17 protein-coding genes are annotated in these 16,073 nt (G+C 69.9%); 13 read left to right on the top strand and 4 right to left on the bottom strand.

The window, feature by feature from the left end:
- The first annotated feature begins 29 nt into the window (after positions 1-29).
- Entirely contained in the window at positions 30-851 is an 822-nt protein-coding gene (locus ABGB18_RS02035) for a hypothetical protein (protein ID WP_347693545.1), read from the top strand.
- A gap of 180 nt (positions 852-1,031) precedes the next feature.
- Here the strand turns inward: ABGB18_RS02035 and ABGB18_RS02040 are convergent, their stop codons facing one another.
- From ABGB18_RS02040 to ABGB18_RS02050, 3 genes are all read right to left on the bottom strand, one after another.
- Positions 1,032-2,276 carry an MFS transporter gene (locus tag ABGB18_RS02040; protein WP_347693546.1) on the bottom strand — a complete coding sequence of 415 codons (1,245 nt, stop codon included), beginning with the start codon at positions 2,274-2,276 and terminating at the stop codon, positions 1,032-1,034.
- Positions 2,273-3,364 (bottom strand): PLP-dependent cysteine synthase family protein, encoded by a 1,092-nt coding sequence (locus tag ABGB18_RS02045; RefSeq protein WP_347693547.1) that lies wholly within the window; start codon positions 3,362-3,364, stop codon positions 2,273-2,275. The genes ABGB18_RS02040 and ABGB18_RS02045 overlap by 4 nt, the downstream gene beginning before the upstream one ends.
- 93 nt (positions 3,365-3,457) lie before the next feature.
- Complete coding sequence (locus tag ABGB18_RS02050; protein ID WP_347693548.1) at positions 3,458-3,880, bottom strand: hypothetical protein; 423 nt, start codon at positions 3,878-3,880, stop codon at positions 3,458-3,460.
- Positions 3,881-4,114: 234 nt separating this feature from the next.
- Between ABGB18_RS02050 and ABGB18_RS02055 the strand changes: the two genes are divergently transcribed.
- The 4 genes from ABGB18_RS02055 to ABGB18_RS02070 all read left to right on the top strand — a co-directional run bounded on the left by ABGB18_RS02055 (position 4,115) and on the right by ABGB18_RS02070 (position 8,515).
- Positions 4,115-5,419, top strand: a complete 1,305-nt coding sequence (locus ABGB18_RS02055; protein WP_347693549.1) for an aminotransferase class V-fold PLP-dependent enzyme — start codon at positions 4,115-4,117, stop codon at positions 5,417-5,419.
- A gap of 824 nt (positions 5,420-6,243) precedes the next feature.
- The gene (locus tag ABGB18_RS02060) at positions 6,244-7,080 is read left to right on the top strand and encodes a M55 family metallopeptidase (RefSeq protein WP_347693551.1); all 837 of its coding nucleotides are present in this window, start codon (positions 6,244-6,246) and stop codon (positions 7,078-7,080) included.
- A gap of 346 nt (positions 7,081-7,426) precedes the next feature.
- On the top strand, positions 7,427-7,831 hold the full coding sequence (locus ABGB18_RS02065) for a DUF6153 family protein (RefSeq protein ID WP_347693553.1): 405 nt from the start codon (positions 7,427-7,429) through the stop codon (positions 7,829-7,831).
- Positions 7,832-7,930: 99 nt separating this feature from the next.
- Positions 7,931-8,515, top strand: coding sequence for a DUF305 domain-containing protein (locus tag ABGB18_RS02070; protein ID WP_347693554.1), 585 nt, complete (start codon positions 7,931-7,933; stop codon positions 8,513-8,515).
- Between the two features lie 244 nt (positions 8,516-8,759).
- On the opposite strand, the gene ABGB18_RS02075 is transcribed toward ABGB18_RS02070, so the two are convergent.
- Positions 8,760-9,134 (bottom strand): hypothetical protein, encoded by a 375-nt coding sequence (locus ABGB18_RS02075; RefSeq protein WP_347693555.1) that lies wholly within the window; start codon positions 9,132-9,134, stop codon positions 8,760-8,762.
- Between the two features lie 18 nt (positions 9,135-9,152).
- On the opposite strand from ABGB18_RS02075, the gene ABGB18_RS02080 reads away from it, so the two are divergent.
- From ABGB18_RS02080 to ABGB18_RS02115, 8 genes are all read left to right on the top strand, one after another.
- Entirely contained in the window at positions 9,153-9,437 is a 285-nt protein-coding gene (locus ABGB18_RS02080; RefSeq protein ID WP_347693556.1) for a hypothetical protein, read from the top strand.
- Positions 9,438-9,703: 266 nt separating this feature from the next.
- Positions 9,704-10,069 carry a metalloregulator ArsR/SmtB family transcription factor gene (locus ABGB18_RS02085; protein ID WP_347693557.1) on the top strand — a complete coding sequence of 122 codons (366 nt, stop codon included), beginning with the start codon at positions 9,704-9,706 and terminating at the stop codon, positions 10,067-10,069.
- A 46-nt stretch (positions 10,070-10,115) separates the two neighbouring features.
- On the top strand, positions 10,116-10,490 hold the full coding sequence (locus ABGB18_RS02090) for a hypothetical protein (protein WP_347693558.1): 375 nt from the start codon (positions 10,116-10,118) through the stop codon (positions 10,488-10,490).
- A gap of 399 nt (positions 10,491-10,889) precedes the next feature.
- Positions 10,890-11,687, top strand: coding sequence for an ArsR family transcriptional regulator (locus ABGB18_RS02095; protein ID WP_347693559.1), 798 nt, complete (start codon positions 10,890-10,892; stop codon positions 11,685-11,687).
- On the top strand, positions 11,684-12,112 hold the full coding sequence (locus tag ABGB18_RS02100) for a VOC family protein (RefSeq protein ID WP_347693560.1): 429 nt from the start codon (positions 11,684-11,686) through the stop codon (positions 12,110-12,112). The genes ABGB18_RS02095 and ABGB18_RS02100 overlap by 4 nt, the downstream gene beginning before the upstream one ends.
- A 263-nt stretch (positions 12,113-12,375) precedes the next feature.
- Entirely contained in the window at positions 12,376-12,795 is a 420-nt protein-coding gene (locus ABGB18_RS02105; RefSeq protein WP_347693561.1) for a hypothetical protein, read from the top strand.
- A gap of 272 nt (positions 12,796-13,067) precedes the next feature.
- A complete protein-coding gene (locus ABGB18_RS02110; RefSeq protein WP_347693562.1) occupies positions 13,068-13,706 on the top strand; it encodes a hypothetical protein in 639 nt (212 codons plus the stop codon).
- Between the two features lie 248 nt (positions 13,707-13,954).
- A complete protein-coding gene (locus ABGB18_RS02115; protein ID WP_347693563.1) occupies positions 13,955-16,060 on the top strand; it encodes a bifunctional polysaccharide deacetylase/glycosyltransferase family 2 protein in 2,106 nt (701 codons plus the stop codon).
- The last annotated feature ends 13 nt before the right edge of the window (positions 16,061-16,073 follow it).

Here is a 16,073-nt window from a genome sequence, read left to right on the forward strand (position 1 = left end):
GCCGGCCACCGCCCCGAAAGCGCAGTTCAGTGCCGAACGCGCGCTGGACCGCCGCGATCCTGCTCCGCACACCTGCCTTGGCCCTGTTCGGGCTGGTCGTGGTGCCGCTCGCGGAACTGTTCCCGCCCGATCCCGCCACCCGGCCCGATCGAGCCGCCGTCCTCTCCATGCCCCTGACGGCCCTTCTGCTGGCGGCGGGACTGGTCGCCACCGGGCTCGTGGTGGACGACTTCGACGCCGGCCGGCCCCAGCGCACCCACCTGGCCTACGTCATGGACGCCGGCACCCGTACCGCCCACTGGGTCAGCGCCGACACCGACCCGGCACAGTGGACCAGGCAGTACGTGTCCGGCCACGACACCTCCGCGCTGCCCGCCGGGTACGCACGAGGCACGCTGTGGACGGGTCCCGCACCGGCGATCGCCGCTGCCGCTCCGCGAGCCACCGTCCTGGCCCACAGCGAGAACACGCTCAAACTGCACGTGACAGCAGGAAAGGGAGCGCGCTCGGTGACGCTGCGGCTCGACCGGCCGATCGCCCACGCCACCGCGTCGGCCGGCCGGTTCGGGTCGGCGAGCGTGCCCGTCACCGGCACGCGAGCCGCGACCTGGCCCTCAGAGATCCGCTTCCGCGGCATCCCAGCCCAGAAGGCCCAGATCACCCTGCGCATCCCGAAAGCGGACCGGATTCGCCTCACCGTCATCGGCGAGACCGACGGGCTGACCGCGGTGCCGGGCTTCGTCCCCAGACCGCCTCACCTGGTCGCGGCCACCCGGGAGGACGGCGACCTCATCGCGGTCACCCGCAGCTACAGCTTGACCAACGACTCCCAGGTCCCGCCTGCCGAGTAGGGGCTGGGAAGCATCTCGACCGGGTCGCGTGCCAAGCGGTGCCGGCCCTGGCCAGATGGTGGCGGCGATCCGGTGGAACGCTCTCCTGGGTTACCGGGCATGGAACATCACGATCACGTTCTTCAACGGCGAGAGCGGACGCTTCCCTGGTGCGGCCGGCGCGAGCCGCACCGGGGAAGCTCAGGTGGCCACCGCTGCCTGACCGCTCGAGGGCAGCCGGTCATGGCGTTCCAGCCGCCGGACGGCCGCCGCGGAGACCAGCCCCGCGACGGCCAGCAGCACCCACGGCAGACCGGCCAGCCCGGCGGAACGGGCCACGTCGACCAGCCCGCCCGCCATCAGGTTCCCGGCCAGGACGCCGATGCCCGACAGCAGGTTGTACAACCCGTAGTAGGTGCCGATCAGCCGGTCTCCCGCCATGTCGGCGATGGTCGCCATCTCGAACGGGAAGGCCGCCATCGTCCCCAGGGTGAGCAGGAAGGTACAGGTCGCCACTGCCAGGATCCCCCCCAGCGCAGGCAGCGGCAGGTGGGCGACCACGGCCGGAGGCAGGAAGGCCAGCCCCATGAGCGCGAGGCCGCGGCTGATCGCCTGACCGCGGCTCCACCGGCCTGAACACCAGGTGGTCAGCCGCACCTGCCCGGCGATGCCGAGCAGCGCCGAGATCGCGTACAGGGCCGCCACCCCGGCTTCGCCGCCGCCGAGGCGTTGTACGTCGAGCGGCAGGGCCAGATACATCTGGAAGGACAGCGCGTAGGAGGCGATCATCGCCACGGCGAAGGACACGAACGCCCGATCGCCGAACGCCTGCCGCCAGTCGCGCAGCACCGGCCGATCGGCTGGCAGGGGACCGCGCCGGGCCGGAAGGCACAACCCCTGAAGGACCGTGAGCACCGCGAAGATCGCCGCCGCGGACAGGCACACGGCGGTGAACCCGATCTTCAGCAGGACGATGCCGAGCAGCGGGCCGAGCAGGATGCCGCCCTGGCAGAAGACGTTGAACACGGCGAAGGCCGCCACCTTGCGCTCGCCCGCCGCCACGGCCAGGTAGGCGCGGGCCGCCGGGTTGAACAGCGCCCCCGCGAACCCCGTCACGAGAGCGGCCACGATGAGCAGCGGCAGCGAGGAGGTCAGCCCGAACAGGGCGAACCCGGCCGTTCTCAGCGCGCATCCGAGCATGATCATCGGCTTGCAGCCGAGCCGGTCCGCCAGGGTGCCGCCGATCAGGAACATGCCCTGCTGGCTCATGTTCCGCAGGCCCAGGATCAGGCCGATGGTCCAGGCGGCCAGTCCCGCGCCCGCCGACAGGTGCTGGGCGAGGTAGGGCATGAGCATGTAGAAGCCGAGGTTGATGCCCGCCTGGTTGATCTGCAGGAGCCGGATCGGCCGGTCGAAGGAGCGGAACTGCCGCAGCGTGCTCCTCATCGTGCGCCTGCCAGCGGGTCGGTCACGTCCGTACAGCGCGTCCAGCGGCGCACCTCCCGCTCGGCCGGTACCCGCACCCGGTCGGGTTCCTCGTCCGGGATCGTGCCGAGCAGGCCGTTGGCATCGCAGTAGCCGTCGTCGAAGATGGTGTTCCAGTAGCGCCACGGCCCGTCGGGAAAGATCGCGACGATCGCCTGGTCAGGGCCGGTGCGGGCCAGCCAGCGGGCCACCAGGGCGACGGCACCGGTGCTCCAGCCGCCCGACACGTAGTGGCGGGCGGCCAGCGTACGGCAGGCCCAGACCGCTTCGGCGGCGCTGACCCAGTGCACCTCGCTGAAGGCGTCGTAGGCGACGTTGCGCGGATGGATGCTGGAGCCGAGGCCGCGCATCAGCCGGGCTCGGGCGGGCTGGCCGAAGATGGTCGAGCCGACGGTGTCCACGCCGACCAGTTTCAGGCCGGGGAAGTGGCGGCGCAGGACGGCGAAGATGCCCGCGCTGTGCCCGCCGGTGCCGACCGAGCACACCAGGGTGTCGATGTGGGGGAGCCGGCCCAGCAGCTCGTGGGCCAGCCCGCCGTAGGCGCCGACGTTGTCGGGGTTGTTGTACTGGTCCGGGCAGTAGGAGCCGGGGATTTCGGCCAGCAGGCGTCGTACGCGTTCCCGCCGGGCCTGCTGCCAGCCGCCGACCGGGTGCGACTCGGTGACGATCTCCAGCCGCACGCCGTAGGAGGCGAGCAGCCGGCACATGAGCGGCTCCATCCCGGGGTCGCCCACCAGCACGACCGGGTGGCCGAAGACGATGCCGGCCAGCGCCAGGCCGAGGCCCAAGGTGCCGCTGGTGGACTCGACGATCGTCGCGCCCGGCTGAAGGTCTCCCCGGGAGCGGGCCCGGCGGACCATGTGCAGGGCGGGCCGGTCCTTGATGCCGCCCGGGTTGAAGCCTTCGAGCTTGGCCCAGAACCCTCCGCCACCGGGCACGAGCGGCTCCGAAATGAAGGTCAGCGGCGTGTTGCCGACCGCGAGGGAGAGAGCGGAATACCCGGTGGATGACGCTTCTTGCGGGCGCGCGAAAGTAGCTTGGGTTGACATTGATAAATCCCCGAAGTGAATGACGCAATTCACGGTATGACAGAACAGCCGCGAACCTGAGCGGACATGGACGACTTATGGACGTCGCGAGTCCTATATGCGCTTCACGCAGAGATCTTCCAGATAGGGCGCGGTAAGGCGAGCACTGCCCGCCGGACATGATGGAGCCTCGCTGGTCGCCGGCGTCGAGGAGACGGACGTCGCCGACGGCACGGCCACGTAAGGCGGGGCGCTGCCCGGACCGATCGCCGAGCAGTCCTGTTCGGTCCCGTGGTGGTGACGCTCGGGCAGGTTGCGATGCAGGCAGTGCGCGTGGTGAGCCGCCGGTTCCGCCGCATGCCCCTCCAGGGGGGCGCTGTGAGCCGCCGACTCCGCGAACTCCACGGCCGCGCAGGCACCACCATGGGCGAACACCACACCGATGACCAAGGCGATCGCCAGCGCCGCATGGGCCACCAGCCGGCCGGCGCGTGATGTCGCCGGTCGGCGCGAGTGGTGTGTTCGAGTGGTGAGCATCACCGGTGATAATGCCCGGGAGACGGCTCGGCGCGCCCAGCGGCAGCAAAGGTTCAGGTAAAGCTCGCGCCTTTGTTCTGCTGCGGGGTGCGCGCGGGCGAAGGGCTGGTCGCCGTACGCCCCTCGTCATTCAATCCGATTCTCGCCGACACGGGAAGAGAAATGCCGTGCCCGTACGGAGATGTTCGCCACAATGGTCATTCGCGAAAACCGTCGATATAGGTGGTGTCCTTGATGCTGTCCAGACGCCGGATGGTCGCTGGGCTCGGTGCGCTGGCCGCCGGCGCCACGACGCGCCCCCTCGCCGCAGAAGTGCCGGCTGCCCCGCATGGCGTGCCCCCCGAGCGGCTGGCCCGCGATGAGCGCTTCTGGGCCGGGGTCGCCCGGCAGTTCCGCGTGAGCCCGGACTTCGTGAACCTGGAGAACGGCTACTACGGGATCATGCCGGAGCCGGTCCGGCGGGCCTACCACCGCCACGTCGACCAGCTCAACGAGCGCGGCTCGCACCTGCTGCGTACCGCGTACAAACCGCGAGCCGACGAGGTGCGCGACCGCATCGCCCGCCTGCTCGGCGTGACCCGGAACGAGATAGCGCTGACCAGGGGCGGTACCGAGGCCCTGCAGAACCTGATCAGCGGATACCGTCTCCTGCGCCCGGATGACGGCGTCATGTACGCCGACCTGGACTACCACAGCGGGCAGTACGCCATGAACTGGCTGCGGTCCCGGCGCGGCGTTCAGATCGTCCGGATCGTCATCCCGGAGCCCGCCACCCACCAGGCGGTGCTGGAGACCTACGAGCGGGCGTTGCGCGAGCACCCCAAGGTCAAGCTGCTCCTGCTCAGCCACATGAACAACCGCACCGGCCTGGTCACACCGGTGCGCCAGATCGTGTCCATGGCCCGCGAGCGGCGCGTGGATGTGATCGTGGACGCCGCCCACTCTTGGGGCCAGCTCGACTTCACGCTCCCCGATCTCGACGCGGACTTCGCCGTCTTCTCGATGCACAAGTGGATGGGCGTACCGCTGGGAGCCGGGTTCCTCTACATCCGCGAGCATCGCCTGGCCGACATCGACGTCTTCTGCGCCGATGAGACCTTCCCCGCGACCGACATCCGCTCCCGCGTCCACTCCGGCACCATGAACGTCGCGCCCTTCCTCACCGCGGACGCCGCCCTGGACTTCCACGACACGCTGGGCGCGCAGGCCAAGCAGGCCCGCCTGCGATATCTGCGCGATCGCTGGGTTCACCAGGTGCGCGACATCGGCAACCTGGAGATTTTGACCCCCGAGGAGCCGGACATGTACGGCGCCATCACCGCGTTCCGTGTGCGCGGTCACACCTCCGAGGCCGACAACACCGCCATCGCCGACGACCTCATGAACAGATACAAGATCTTCACCGTCGCGCGCAAGGGCATGATCGGCGGGGACGCGGTCCGGGTCACGCCGGCCCTGTTCACCTCCATCGAGGACGTGGACCGTTTCGCCTCCGCGCTACGTGACATCTGCGGCCGGGGACACCGTCCGGCAGCGTGATCGGACCCGTGCTTTCACCGGAACCATGAGCATGTGGGGGCGGGGCGTGCCCCCACATGCTCATGATCGATCAGCGGCGGCGAAGGAGCCGGCGAGTCATGGAAGGTCGGCCGCCGCAACGGAGGTATCTGCTGCTGCGCGTGCAGCGTTTGGGTCCCGGAACTCGCATGAGCATGGGCAGAACGAAAGATGTCAGAACCGCGTATCTCCTGATGGCCATGACCTTCCCTTCCTTGGCCTGCCGGCCGTAGTCTCCAGCCCCCGCTTGTAACCCTTCTCCCATCCGGTGGTGTGCTCCGTGGATGCCGAAGGCAGTGGCGGTTCCCGGGCGCTTGGGCATTTGCCGCGCCGGCGCGATACCGGGGATGACGGCGGCGGGCACGAGCCGGTGCGTCTTGTCGTGCGAGGTCGTCGAGAACCCCCCTTGGGTGTGCGGAGGTCTTCCTGCCTTCCACCTCAGGATGACTGCCCGGCGGGCAGCGCAGGCAATGAGGACGCGAGATCCTTGCCAAAGGACTCGTCATCACAGTGCTCCGCCGCCCCAACACGGCGCTGAACAGCGCCTCGGCCGGCCCGGATCCCCACCGGCCACCGCCCTCAAACACGGCAACGACTACCTGAGCGGTCTCGGCGGTATAGCGCTGACACGATTTTGGGGCCGGCCGGGCGGGGGCCATCGAAAACCCAGAGTTCACGCGGACCGAAGGTCCTTCAACGAGAACTCACGTGGGCCCAGAGTCCCGCTGAAGCAGAAGATCCAATGGCTGGTCAGGGCAGAAAAGCCTCAGGGAACTCAGGCTTCCCTGAACACTACGATGATGGGCATGCGAGTCTTCATCTCGATCGACATGGAAGGCGTCGCGGGCATCGCGACCCTCGACCAGGCCGTACGCGGCGGCACCGGCTACGCGCGAGCCCAGCGCCTGATGACCGCCGAGGCCGATGCCGCCGTCCGCGGAGCCTTCGACGCCGGCGCCGAGGAAGTCGTGGTCAACGACAGCCACGGAACCATGGACAACCTCCTGCACACCGAACTGGACCCGCGGGCCCAGGTGGTGACCGGCTCGCCCAAGCCGCTGGCCATGATGCAGGGCATCACGGAGGGCGACGCGGTCGCCCTGTTCATCGGCTACCACGCGGCGGCGGGGGAGCGGGGCGTGCTGGCGCACAGCTTCTCCGGCACCTTCCGCGAGATCCGGGTGAACGGCGCGCCGGTCGGCGAGCTCGAGGTCAACGCGCTCCATGCCGCGTCGCTGGGCGTGCCGGTGGGCCTGGTCACCGGCGACGACCTGGTCTGCGCGGCAGCGGAGAAGACGCTGCCCGGTGTGCTGACCGTGCCGGTCAAGCGGGCGGCGGGCTTTCACGCGGCGACCTCTACGCACCCGTCGGTGGCCGCCGAGCGCATCAGGGCCGCCGCCCGCGACGCCGTGTCCGGCCGCGCGGGGCTGGTGTGCCCACCGGTGCCGGACAGCATGCGCGTCGAGATCGACTTCACCATCCCGCTGGCCTGTGACTACGCCATGTACGTGCCCGAGGCGCAGCGCCTCGGCGGTCTCGGACTCGTGCGCGAGGTCGGCAACACCGTGGACCTGATCCGGCTGATCTCCGCCTGCCTCCACTTGTCGGCGCACGCGACCTCGACCCGCCCACCCCGGCTTTGACGACCGAACGGGTCTCCCGGGGCTTCGATGTCGTGCACTATGACCGGCCCGGCCGGATGTCAGGGCGGCGAAGCGGTCGGCCATCCCCTCGCGGGAGTGCTCGTCATCACCGCTCGTCCCGTAGCGCCGGCTCCACGCCGATCACTTCAGCCAGAACCAGTCGCCCCACTCGCTGTTTGACCTCCGCCTGACCGCCCGGCAGAGACCTTCAGGCGATCCGGTGAACGACTGAGCGCCGGGCGCGGTACCCTTCCCTGTGCGTGGCGGCGCCCGGTGCCGGCTTCAACGACGTGTATCAGTACGCTGACAGGTACTGTGACGTGCTGACTGCCACGAGGGTGGAGGGATGATGCGGCGATTCCGCGCAGTGCGCGTGGCACGCGCGGTCCTGCTCGTGGCCCTCGCCCTGGGTGTATGCGGCATGCATACCTTGGGCCATCTGGATGGCCGGCACGCCGGCCACGCCGCCGTCACGCACGCCATGGAGACCGCCCAGTCGCCTCTTCCCGCAGTTCCCGCTGGACTTCAGGCCTTCGTTCCCGACCGCGGGATGCCAGGATTCGACCCGACGGACATATGCCTGGCCATCCTGATGTCGCTCATCGTCCTGCTGCTGGCCAGCGTCTACACGCGGATGAACCGACGAGCCGGGGCCAGGGACGGGATGACCTCGCCCGTCCGGCAGGTCGCTCGCCCACCGCCGAAGCTCACGTCTCAGCGTCTGGCAATTCTCTCGATGTTGCGCATATAGGCCGATCCCAGGTGCGGACGGGCGGTGAGCCCTGCCCGCACACAGGCCAACAGATCCGACAAATCGAGAGATCGAACGATGATGCGTATCAATCGCAAGATGACCGTCGCCGTGGCCGCGAGTGCCCTCACCCTGGTGAGCGCGTGTGGCGGAAACGGTGGCTCCGTGACCGGGCACGAGGAGATGAGCAACCGCAACGCAGCCGCCACTGCCAGCCCGCAGCCGTCGGGGACTTTCAACGACGCGGATGTCATGTTCGCGCAGATGATGATTCCGCACCACGAGCAGGCGGTCCAGATGGCCGAACTGGCTCCCGCACGCGCGGGCGATCCCGAGATCGAGAAGCTCGCAGCGAAGATCAAGGCAGCCCAGGACCCAGAGATCCAGACCATGAAGGGCCGGCTGGCCGAGTGGGGCAAGCCGGCGCCGGAGGCCGGCATGGGGCACGACATGCCCGACGTCATGTCCGAGGAGGACATGACCAAACTCAAGGCGACCAAGGGTGCGGAGTTCGACAAGCTGTTCGCGCAGCAGATGATCGCCCACCACGACGGCGCGATCGAGATGGCCCGTACCGAGCAGGCCAACGGCTCGAACCCGCAGGCCAAAGCACTGGCCGCGACCATAGAGTCCACGCAGCAGGCCGAGGTGAAGCAGCTACAGAAGATCCTGGACCGGCTCTGACCCCACGACCCCTGCCCGGGCGCGTTCGGCGCTCGGGCAGGGGTCTGGGTCCCAACGACATGCCGTCGAGCGCGACGCAAAGCCCGATGTCTGTCAGGCGATGGGTCAGACCCTGGCCGGAAGCACTCATCTGCGTCATCACCGTCAGGTGAGGGTCGCGTGCAGGTGAGCCGGCTCTGCGGCCAGGTCGTTGTGATCGGATGCGGCGGTGTCGTTGCGCCAAGCGCGCCGGCGGCGGTCGTGGTCAGCTCCGCCGGGCGGCGGGCGTGGCCATGGTCGAGGCGCGTCGCCAGGCCGCGTCGCGCAGCAGGCGCAGGCCGTTGAGGCCGACGATGACGGTGGAGCCCTCGTGGCCGGCTACGCCGAGTGGCAGCGGCAGGTCGCCGAGCAGGTCCCAGGCCACCAGTACGGCGATGAAGGCGCCGGCGATGACGAGGTTGGTGGTGACCAGGCGTCGGGCGCGCCGGGCGAGGGCGAGCACGGCGGGGACGGTGGCCAGTTCGTCGCGGGTGATGACCGCGCCGGCGGCATCCAGGGTGAGGTCGGCGCCCGCGCGGCCCATGGCGATCCCGGCGTGGGCGGTGGCCGGCGCGGGGGCGTCGTTGACGCCATCGCCCACCAGGGCGATGAGCGCCTGGTGTTGTCGCGGTTCGAGGACCGCGCGCACCTTGTCCTCGGGCAGCAGGCCGGCTCGTACGTCGGTGATCCCGGCTTGGCCGGCGACACGGGCTGCGGCGCGGGGGTTGTCGCCTCCAGCGCGCCGGAGGTGGCGAAGATGACGATCAGCAGCGCGCCGTCGAAGACCTGCCCGATCGCCGCCGCGCCGATCGCCGCGACGACCATCAGCAGGTCCACGTCCAGCGTCTTCTCGCGCAGCGCTTTCAGCCCGGACAGACCTGACTCCCAGCCGCCGGCGGCGTAGCAGGCCAGGTACAGGGTCCACCACAGCCACGGGGGCGCGCCGGCCAGCTGGGCGATGCCGCCGACGGCGAACAGCGCGGTGGCCGCCATCGCCCAGCGCACCTCCGGCAGTGAACCGGCCCCGGATCGCCACCAGGTGGACGACCGGGACGACGCCGACGGGCTCAGCGCAGCGAGGGAGGGTCTCAGTTCTGTTGTCATCGAACCATCGTATATGCGTATTCATGCAGATATTCAAATGCTCAGGTCCGGGGATATGCTGGCGGTATGCACGACTCTTCGCCCGACTTCGACATGCCGAACGAGGAACAGGTGCACCTGGCCGCCGAGTCGTTCCGGCTGCTGTCCGACCCGACCCGCATCAAGATCCTCTGGGCGTTGCTGCAGGGCGAGTCCAATGTCGCCTGCCTGGCCGAACTCGCTGACGCGGCCCCCACCGCGGTCAGTCAGCACCTGGCCAAGTTGCGCCTGGCCGGGTTGGTCAAGGGCCGCCGGGAGGGCACCTTCGTCTACTACAGCGCGGCCGACGAACATGTGCGCCGCCTGCTGGCCCAGGGCCTGTATCACGCCGACCACATCGACCGCGACCAGAACGATCAGGCACCCGCCACGCCCGTACACACCGCCTCCTGACCCGAGGGGCGATCCGGCTCCCCGCGGAGCCGGCGCGGTCGAGCGGATGAAGGGCATGGGGAAAGCCGGCGATGTGGGTGACGTCGAAGGTGTGGCGGTGCAGATGGAGGGGGTAGATGTCGTCGGTGACGTTGCGGAAGCGCAGCCGGTAGCGCTTGCCGCGCTCGACCGGCAAGATCGGCTCGTTGGCGCGCATGTTGAACGCCTCGCCGTTCAGGGTCCAGATGTTGAACCCCTGATCAGCGGCGTTGCGCTTCTCTATCAGCATGTCCATGACGTGGTCGGACCGCACGGTCGGTGGGCCGGGCTGGTCTCCTCCTTATCGCTCCCTTGTCGCCTCGGCAGCGGCGGTTTTGTGGTGCGCTTTGTACGCAAACCAGCACATTGGGACTCTTCGCCTCCACTGTACGACGGCGGGTAATCGCCGCAGGTCATACGGCCCCCCGGCGGCCGCCGTCACCGGTGCCGAAGAAGCGAAGAGGCATCCATGATCTCCGGCAGCCGGTACGCGGCTGCCGCCGGCACGGACCCGTGCCTACCGCGGACGCAGGAGATTCGCGGCTCGTGCGGCGTCTGCGGCAGGGTGAGGTGTCTCCCTCGGCAGGATGACCGGCGGCGGGTTCAGCGGACATGGTTCTGACGTCCGGTCACAGGAAGCGGAGGAGCAGCTCCTCGAACGCGCGCTTGTTTCGCCGCGGTCAGCCGCTCACCTCGGTGCGGCGGGAGCGGGCGCCAGGGGCGCCATGAACACGGCTACTTGATGAGTCAGCACAGCCGCGGCCGCCCATTACATCAAATCAATTTGATGTATTATGCGGGCATGGTGCTGTCCGATCAGGCCGCCCCGCCGCCGTTCGTCCGGCTGGCCGCCCACGAGGTGCGCTGGCGGCTGCTGAGTGAGCTGGCGCGCAGCGACCTGCGCGTGCGGGAGCTCGTCGCCCTGGTCGGCGAGCCGCAGAACCTGATCTCCTACCACCTGCGGCTGCTGCGCTCCGGAGGGCTGGTCCACGCCCGCCGCAGCAGCTTCGACGGCCGCGACAGCTACTACCACCTGGATCTGGAGCGCTGTGCGGACGCGCTGGCCGACGCCGGTGCCGCCCTGCACCCCGCGCTGCGCCTGCTCCCCGCCGAGCCGGCCCGCCCGGCCGCGATCTCCGTGGCGGAAACACCCTCCGTGCTGTTCCTGTGCACCGGTAACAGCGCCCGCTCACCCATCGCGGAGGCCCTGCTGCGCCACCGCGTCGGCGGCCGCGCCCAGGTGACCAGCGCCGGCAGCGCCCCCAAGGCCCGCCTGCACCCCCATGCCGCGCGTGTGCTCCGCCGGCGATACGACATCGACCTCGCCGACCAGCGCCCACGGCACCTGGACACGATGACCGGCCGCCACTTCGACTACGTGATCACTTTGTGCGACAAGGTCCGCGAGGTCTGCCCCGACTTCGGCGACCATCCGCAACACCTGCACTGGAGCATCCCCGACCCCGCCGCCACCAGCGGCGACGAGACCGCAGCGGAGATCCACCGCGCGTTCGACCGCACCGCCGCGGAGATCGACATCCGCATCCGGCACCTGCAACCCGTCCTTTTCCCCACCTCGCACCGGGAGGTCCGGCCATGACAGCAGCCGACCAGGTCGCCAGCGTCCGCTACATCGTGGACGACGTCCAAGCAGCCGTCGACTTCTACACCACCCACCTCGGCTTCACCGCGAACTTCAGCGCCGCGCCGGCCTTCGCCGACGTGACACGCGGGCCGCTGCGGCTCCTGCTGTCCGGCCCCACCAGCTCCGGCGCCCGCGCCGGCTACACTCCCACGGGCCGGCGTATCTGCTCAGGGATCTCCTCCCTGCGCACGAGGTTGAGCTCCTCGCGTGTCTCCTCCACGGCCAGTCCCACGCCCAACGCCATGAACGTGGGCGCCCACTCGCCGACGAAAATTCCCCACCTGTCGGCTCGGGCGATCCCTTCGCTCTCGTACTGCTTGGACAACATCCAAGACGCGAACGAGGCGAGGATGGACACCGCGCCGGCGGCGTACATGTGACCGGAGCGGATTCCCATCTTGTGCAGCATGCTGAGCATGGTGTCGCCTCCCCGATTGATGTGACTCCCGGCTCGCTACCCCGGCGCTTCACGGCATAACCGCACGTCAGATCCGTTTTGGCCGCACCGTACCAGCCTCATTTTTGCGAATATGGGGGTTTGGACCCGCACCCCCCAGTAAGGGGGATAGAGAAGTGGCATGCCGTGCCCGCAACGGCACGTACATCGCTTGAACCGACGCTCCAACCCTTGGGAGGAGGAGTCATGGCCGAGCCAACACCGCGCGCTCGCAAGCCCAGACCGGCGAAAGTCAGGAAGCCCGAGCCCGAGGAGCGGAAGGGCAGAGGGCCGGTCGTGGAGCATGACGGCCAAGGACGCGGGGTCACGCTGGATCTGCCCATGCTCAGCCTCAACGTCCACCCGCCGAACGTCAGCCGCCAGCAGGTCCGAAATGTGGTCGGCACCGTGGCGGGAACCGCCCGGTCGGTTCTGCGGCCGGGTCACCTCGCTTACTACGGCGGTCTCACCGCTCTGGCCGCGTTCGAGGTGATCGAATGGCCGGTGGCGGCGGCCATCGGGGCCGGCCTGATCGTTGCCGAGCGTAGCCGGACGCGAGGGGGTGAGGTCCGGGAGCAGCGCCCCACCTCCAGGCGAGGTGCGGAGCCGGCGGCCACATCCGCGTGATCAACGATCGAGAGGGTGACATCGGCGTGGCCGGCACGGGGCCGACCTATCTCCAGTCCTGCCTCGTCCGGCCGTCGGTGCCCTGTCAACGGGCGGATACCCTCGCCCCATCAAGCTCGGATGGCCGTGGTGCGCTGGCCCGGTCGACCCGCGCACCCCCGTGGTTCCACTGGATCCGGGCCAGGGATCGGCTCGGACGAGCCCGCTCCTAACTCATGTCAAGCTGGGGGTTAAGCGTCATATCTCCCGATTTGTCACTACGATCTCAGCTTGTGTCCCTTGAGCATCACCGCCCTCAGCCGTCTCCCACGGCCGTCTTCGAGGCGCCGCCCACCGTCGCCGAGCCGCCTGCCACCGCAGTCTTCGTGGACCACAGCGGCCGCCGCCGACGGCTCATCATGTTCGCCTCGATCGCCGGCAGCGTGGTCGTGCTCGGAGTGCTCATCGTCATGGTCGGCGGGCTTTTCACCGGCACGACGCTCTCCGTGAGCGGCTGGCCCGGCGACCAGCCCGGCGGCCCGGCCGGTACGGCTTCGCCCCCGCGTGCGAGCCCCACGCCGACGCCCCGCCGCACCATCCAGGCAAGCGAGCCGCCGGTGACGACCCCTGCCCGTACCGCGTCCTCCTCCCCCTCGGCCGAGGCGCACAGGACACGCTCGGCCGAGCCGACTCGGGTGCGAGACCAGCAGGAGCCCCCGCGGGTGAGCGGCACGGACCCCGGAGAACGTCCCGCGGCCGAGCGGCCGACCGTGGACCCCGGCAGCTCGACGAGCGCGGAACCGGTTGGCGAGCCGGCCGACGAGGACAGCGCCGGGCCCACGGCCGAGCCCGTGCCGACCGAACTGGATTTGCCCGGCCGTGACTTCCCACCGGGACACGACCCTGACAAGACGAGAGGTCCGAAGAGGTGAGCCGTCCTGCCGTGCCTGCGTGGCAGGATCCCCGCCTCGTCGCCGGCCGCCCACCGGTCGCCCCGCGGCACCCGAACCCGCCGTACGGACAGCCGCCACAAGCCCAGCCCCCGCACGGACAGCCGTTGCCTGGGCAACCGCGGAGCCAAGCGCCGCGGACGCGGCCGTCAGCGGTTCCGCCGTCCGTGGACGGAACCGCCGCGCCGGCATCCCGGAAGCCGAAGGATCCGCGGGGCCACTGGTTCCTGATGGCCACCGGGCTGCTGCTGGTGGCCGCCATGCTCGTCCTCAACGGGTACGTGACCAACGTCGCCGGTGAGACCCAGGCCGTCCCGCCCGCCACCGACCATCCGAGTCCCGACCTGGAGCGGGCTCGCCGCGGCGGCCCCGTGCTCAACCTCACGGACGGCAGGCCGGCAAGCGCCGGCCTGCCCGCTCGCACGATCGCGCTGACGTTCGACGACGGCCCCGATCCGGAGTGGACACCGCAGGTATTGGACGTGCTGCGCCGCTATGGCGCCAAGGCCACGTTCTTCCTGATCGGCTCGAAGATCGCCCAGCACCCCGAGCTGGTCCGGCGGATCGTCGCCGAGGGCCACGAGATCGGCAACCACACCTACACGCACGCGGACATGGCGGCGGTCCCGGAGTGGCGGCTGCGGCTGGAGCTGTCGCTGACCCAGCGGGCACTGGCCGGCGCGACGGGCCTGCACACCACGCTGGTACGCCCGCCGTACTCCTCGACGCCGGGCACGATCACCGTTCCTCAGTGGGAGGGCCTGCGTACGGCGGCGGCCCAGGGGTACCTGGTCACGCTCACCGACCTGGACACCAAGGACTGGAGCCACCCCGGCACGGACAAGATCGTCGCAGCGGCGGTGCCGGACCGCGGGCGGGGCGCGGTCGTGATGATGCACGACTCGGGCGGGAACCGGCGGCAGACCGTCGAGGCCCTGGACCGCACCCTGCGGGAGCTCACCGCGCGCAAGTACCGGATGGTCACCGTGACCGACGCGCTCGGCATGCCCTCGGCGCACCAGAAGGCGGGAGGCGGCGAGCGGTTCGTGGGCGCGGTGTTCTCCTTCGCCCAGCGTCTCTCGGGGTGGTTCACCACGGCCCTGTCGTGGGCGCTGTTCGCCGCCGGGGTGCTCACGCTGGGCCGGCTGGCGTTCTTCGCGGTGCTCGCGATGGTGCACGCCCACCGCAACCGGGGCGGACGGCGGCGCAAGGGGCGCGCTCCCGACTGGCCCGCGCCGCCTCCCGTGACGGTGATCGTCCCGGCCTACAACGAGCAGGCCGGGATCCAGGCGACGGTCCACTCGCTGGTCACCATGGCGTACCAGGGCCAGGTGGAGGTCCTGGTCGTCGACGACGGTTCGACCGACCGCACCGCCGAGCTGGCCGCGGCGCTCGGCTACGGCAACGTCCGCGTGATCACCAAGCCGAACGGCGGCAAGCCCTCGGCGCTCAACGTCGGCATCGCGCAGGCCTCCCACGAGATCCTGATCATGGTGGACGGCGACACCGTCTTCGAGCCCGCCACGATCGGGCACCTCGTCCGCCAGCTCGCCGACCCGGGCATCGGCGCGGTCAGCGGCAACACCAAGGTGGGCAACCGGCGCGGCATGGTAGGACGCTGGCAGCACATCGAGTACGTGATCGGGTTCAACCTGGACCGGCGCGCCTTCGAGCTGCTGGACTGCATGGCGACGGTGCCGGGCGCGATCGGGGCGTTCCGCCGTTCGGCACTGGTGGCGCTGGGCGGGGTGAGCACGGACACGCTGGCCGAGGACACCGACCTGACGATGGCGCTGTGCCGGGCCGGCTGGCGGGTGGTGTACGAGGAGAAGGCGCTGGCCTGGACCGAGGCCCCGACGACGCTCGGCCAACTGTGGAAGCAGCGCTACCGCTGGTGCTACGGCACCCTGCAGGCCATGTGGAAGCACCGGCGATCGCTGGTGGAAGGCGCGCCCTTCGGCCGCCGATGCCTGGGATACCTGACCTTGTTCCAGGTGGTGCTGCCGCTGCTCGCACCTGTGGTGGACCTCATGGCGATCTACAGCACGGTGGTGGGCGATCCGCTGCCGGTCGTCGCGGTGTGGGCCGGGTTCGTCGCCGTTCAGGCGGTGACCGGCTGGTACGCGCTGCGCCTCGACGGCGAGCGGGCCTCGGCGCTGTGGGTGCTGCCGCTGCAGCAGTTCGTCTACCGGCAGCTGATGTACCTCGTGGTGATCCAGTCGGTGGCCACGGCCATCCTCGGCGTACGGCTGCGCTGGCACACGATCAACCGGCAGGGCACGTTCAGCGCGTCGGGCACGCTGGACGGCGGACTCGCCGGGCCGGTGGGCCGGTAAGCGAGGGACGTTA

Origin of the sequence: Nonomuraea sp. B12E4 (assembly GCF_039871825.1) — a bacterium.
Lineage (GTDB): Bacteria > Actinomycetota > Actinomycetes > Streptosporangiales > Streptosporangiaceae > Nonomuraea.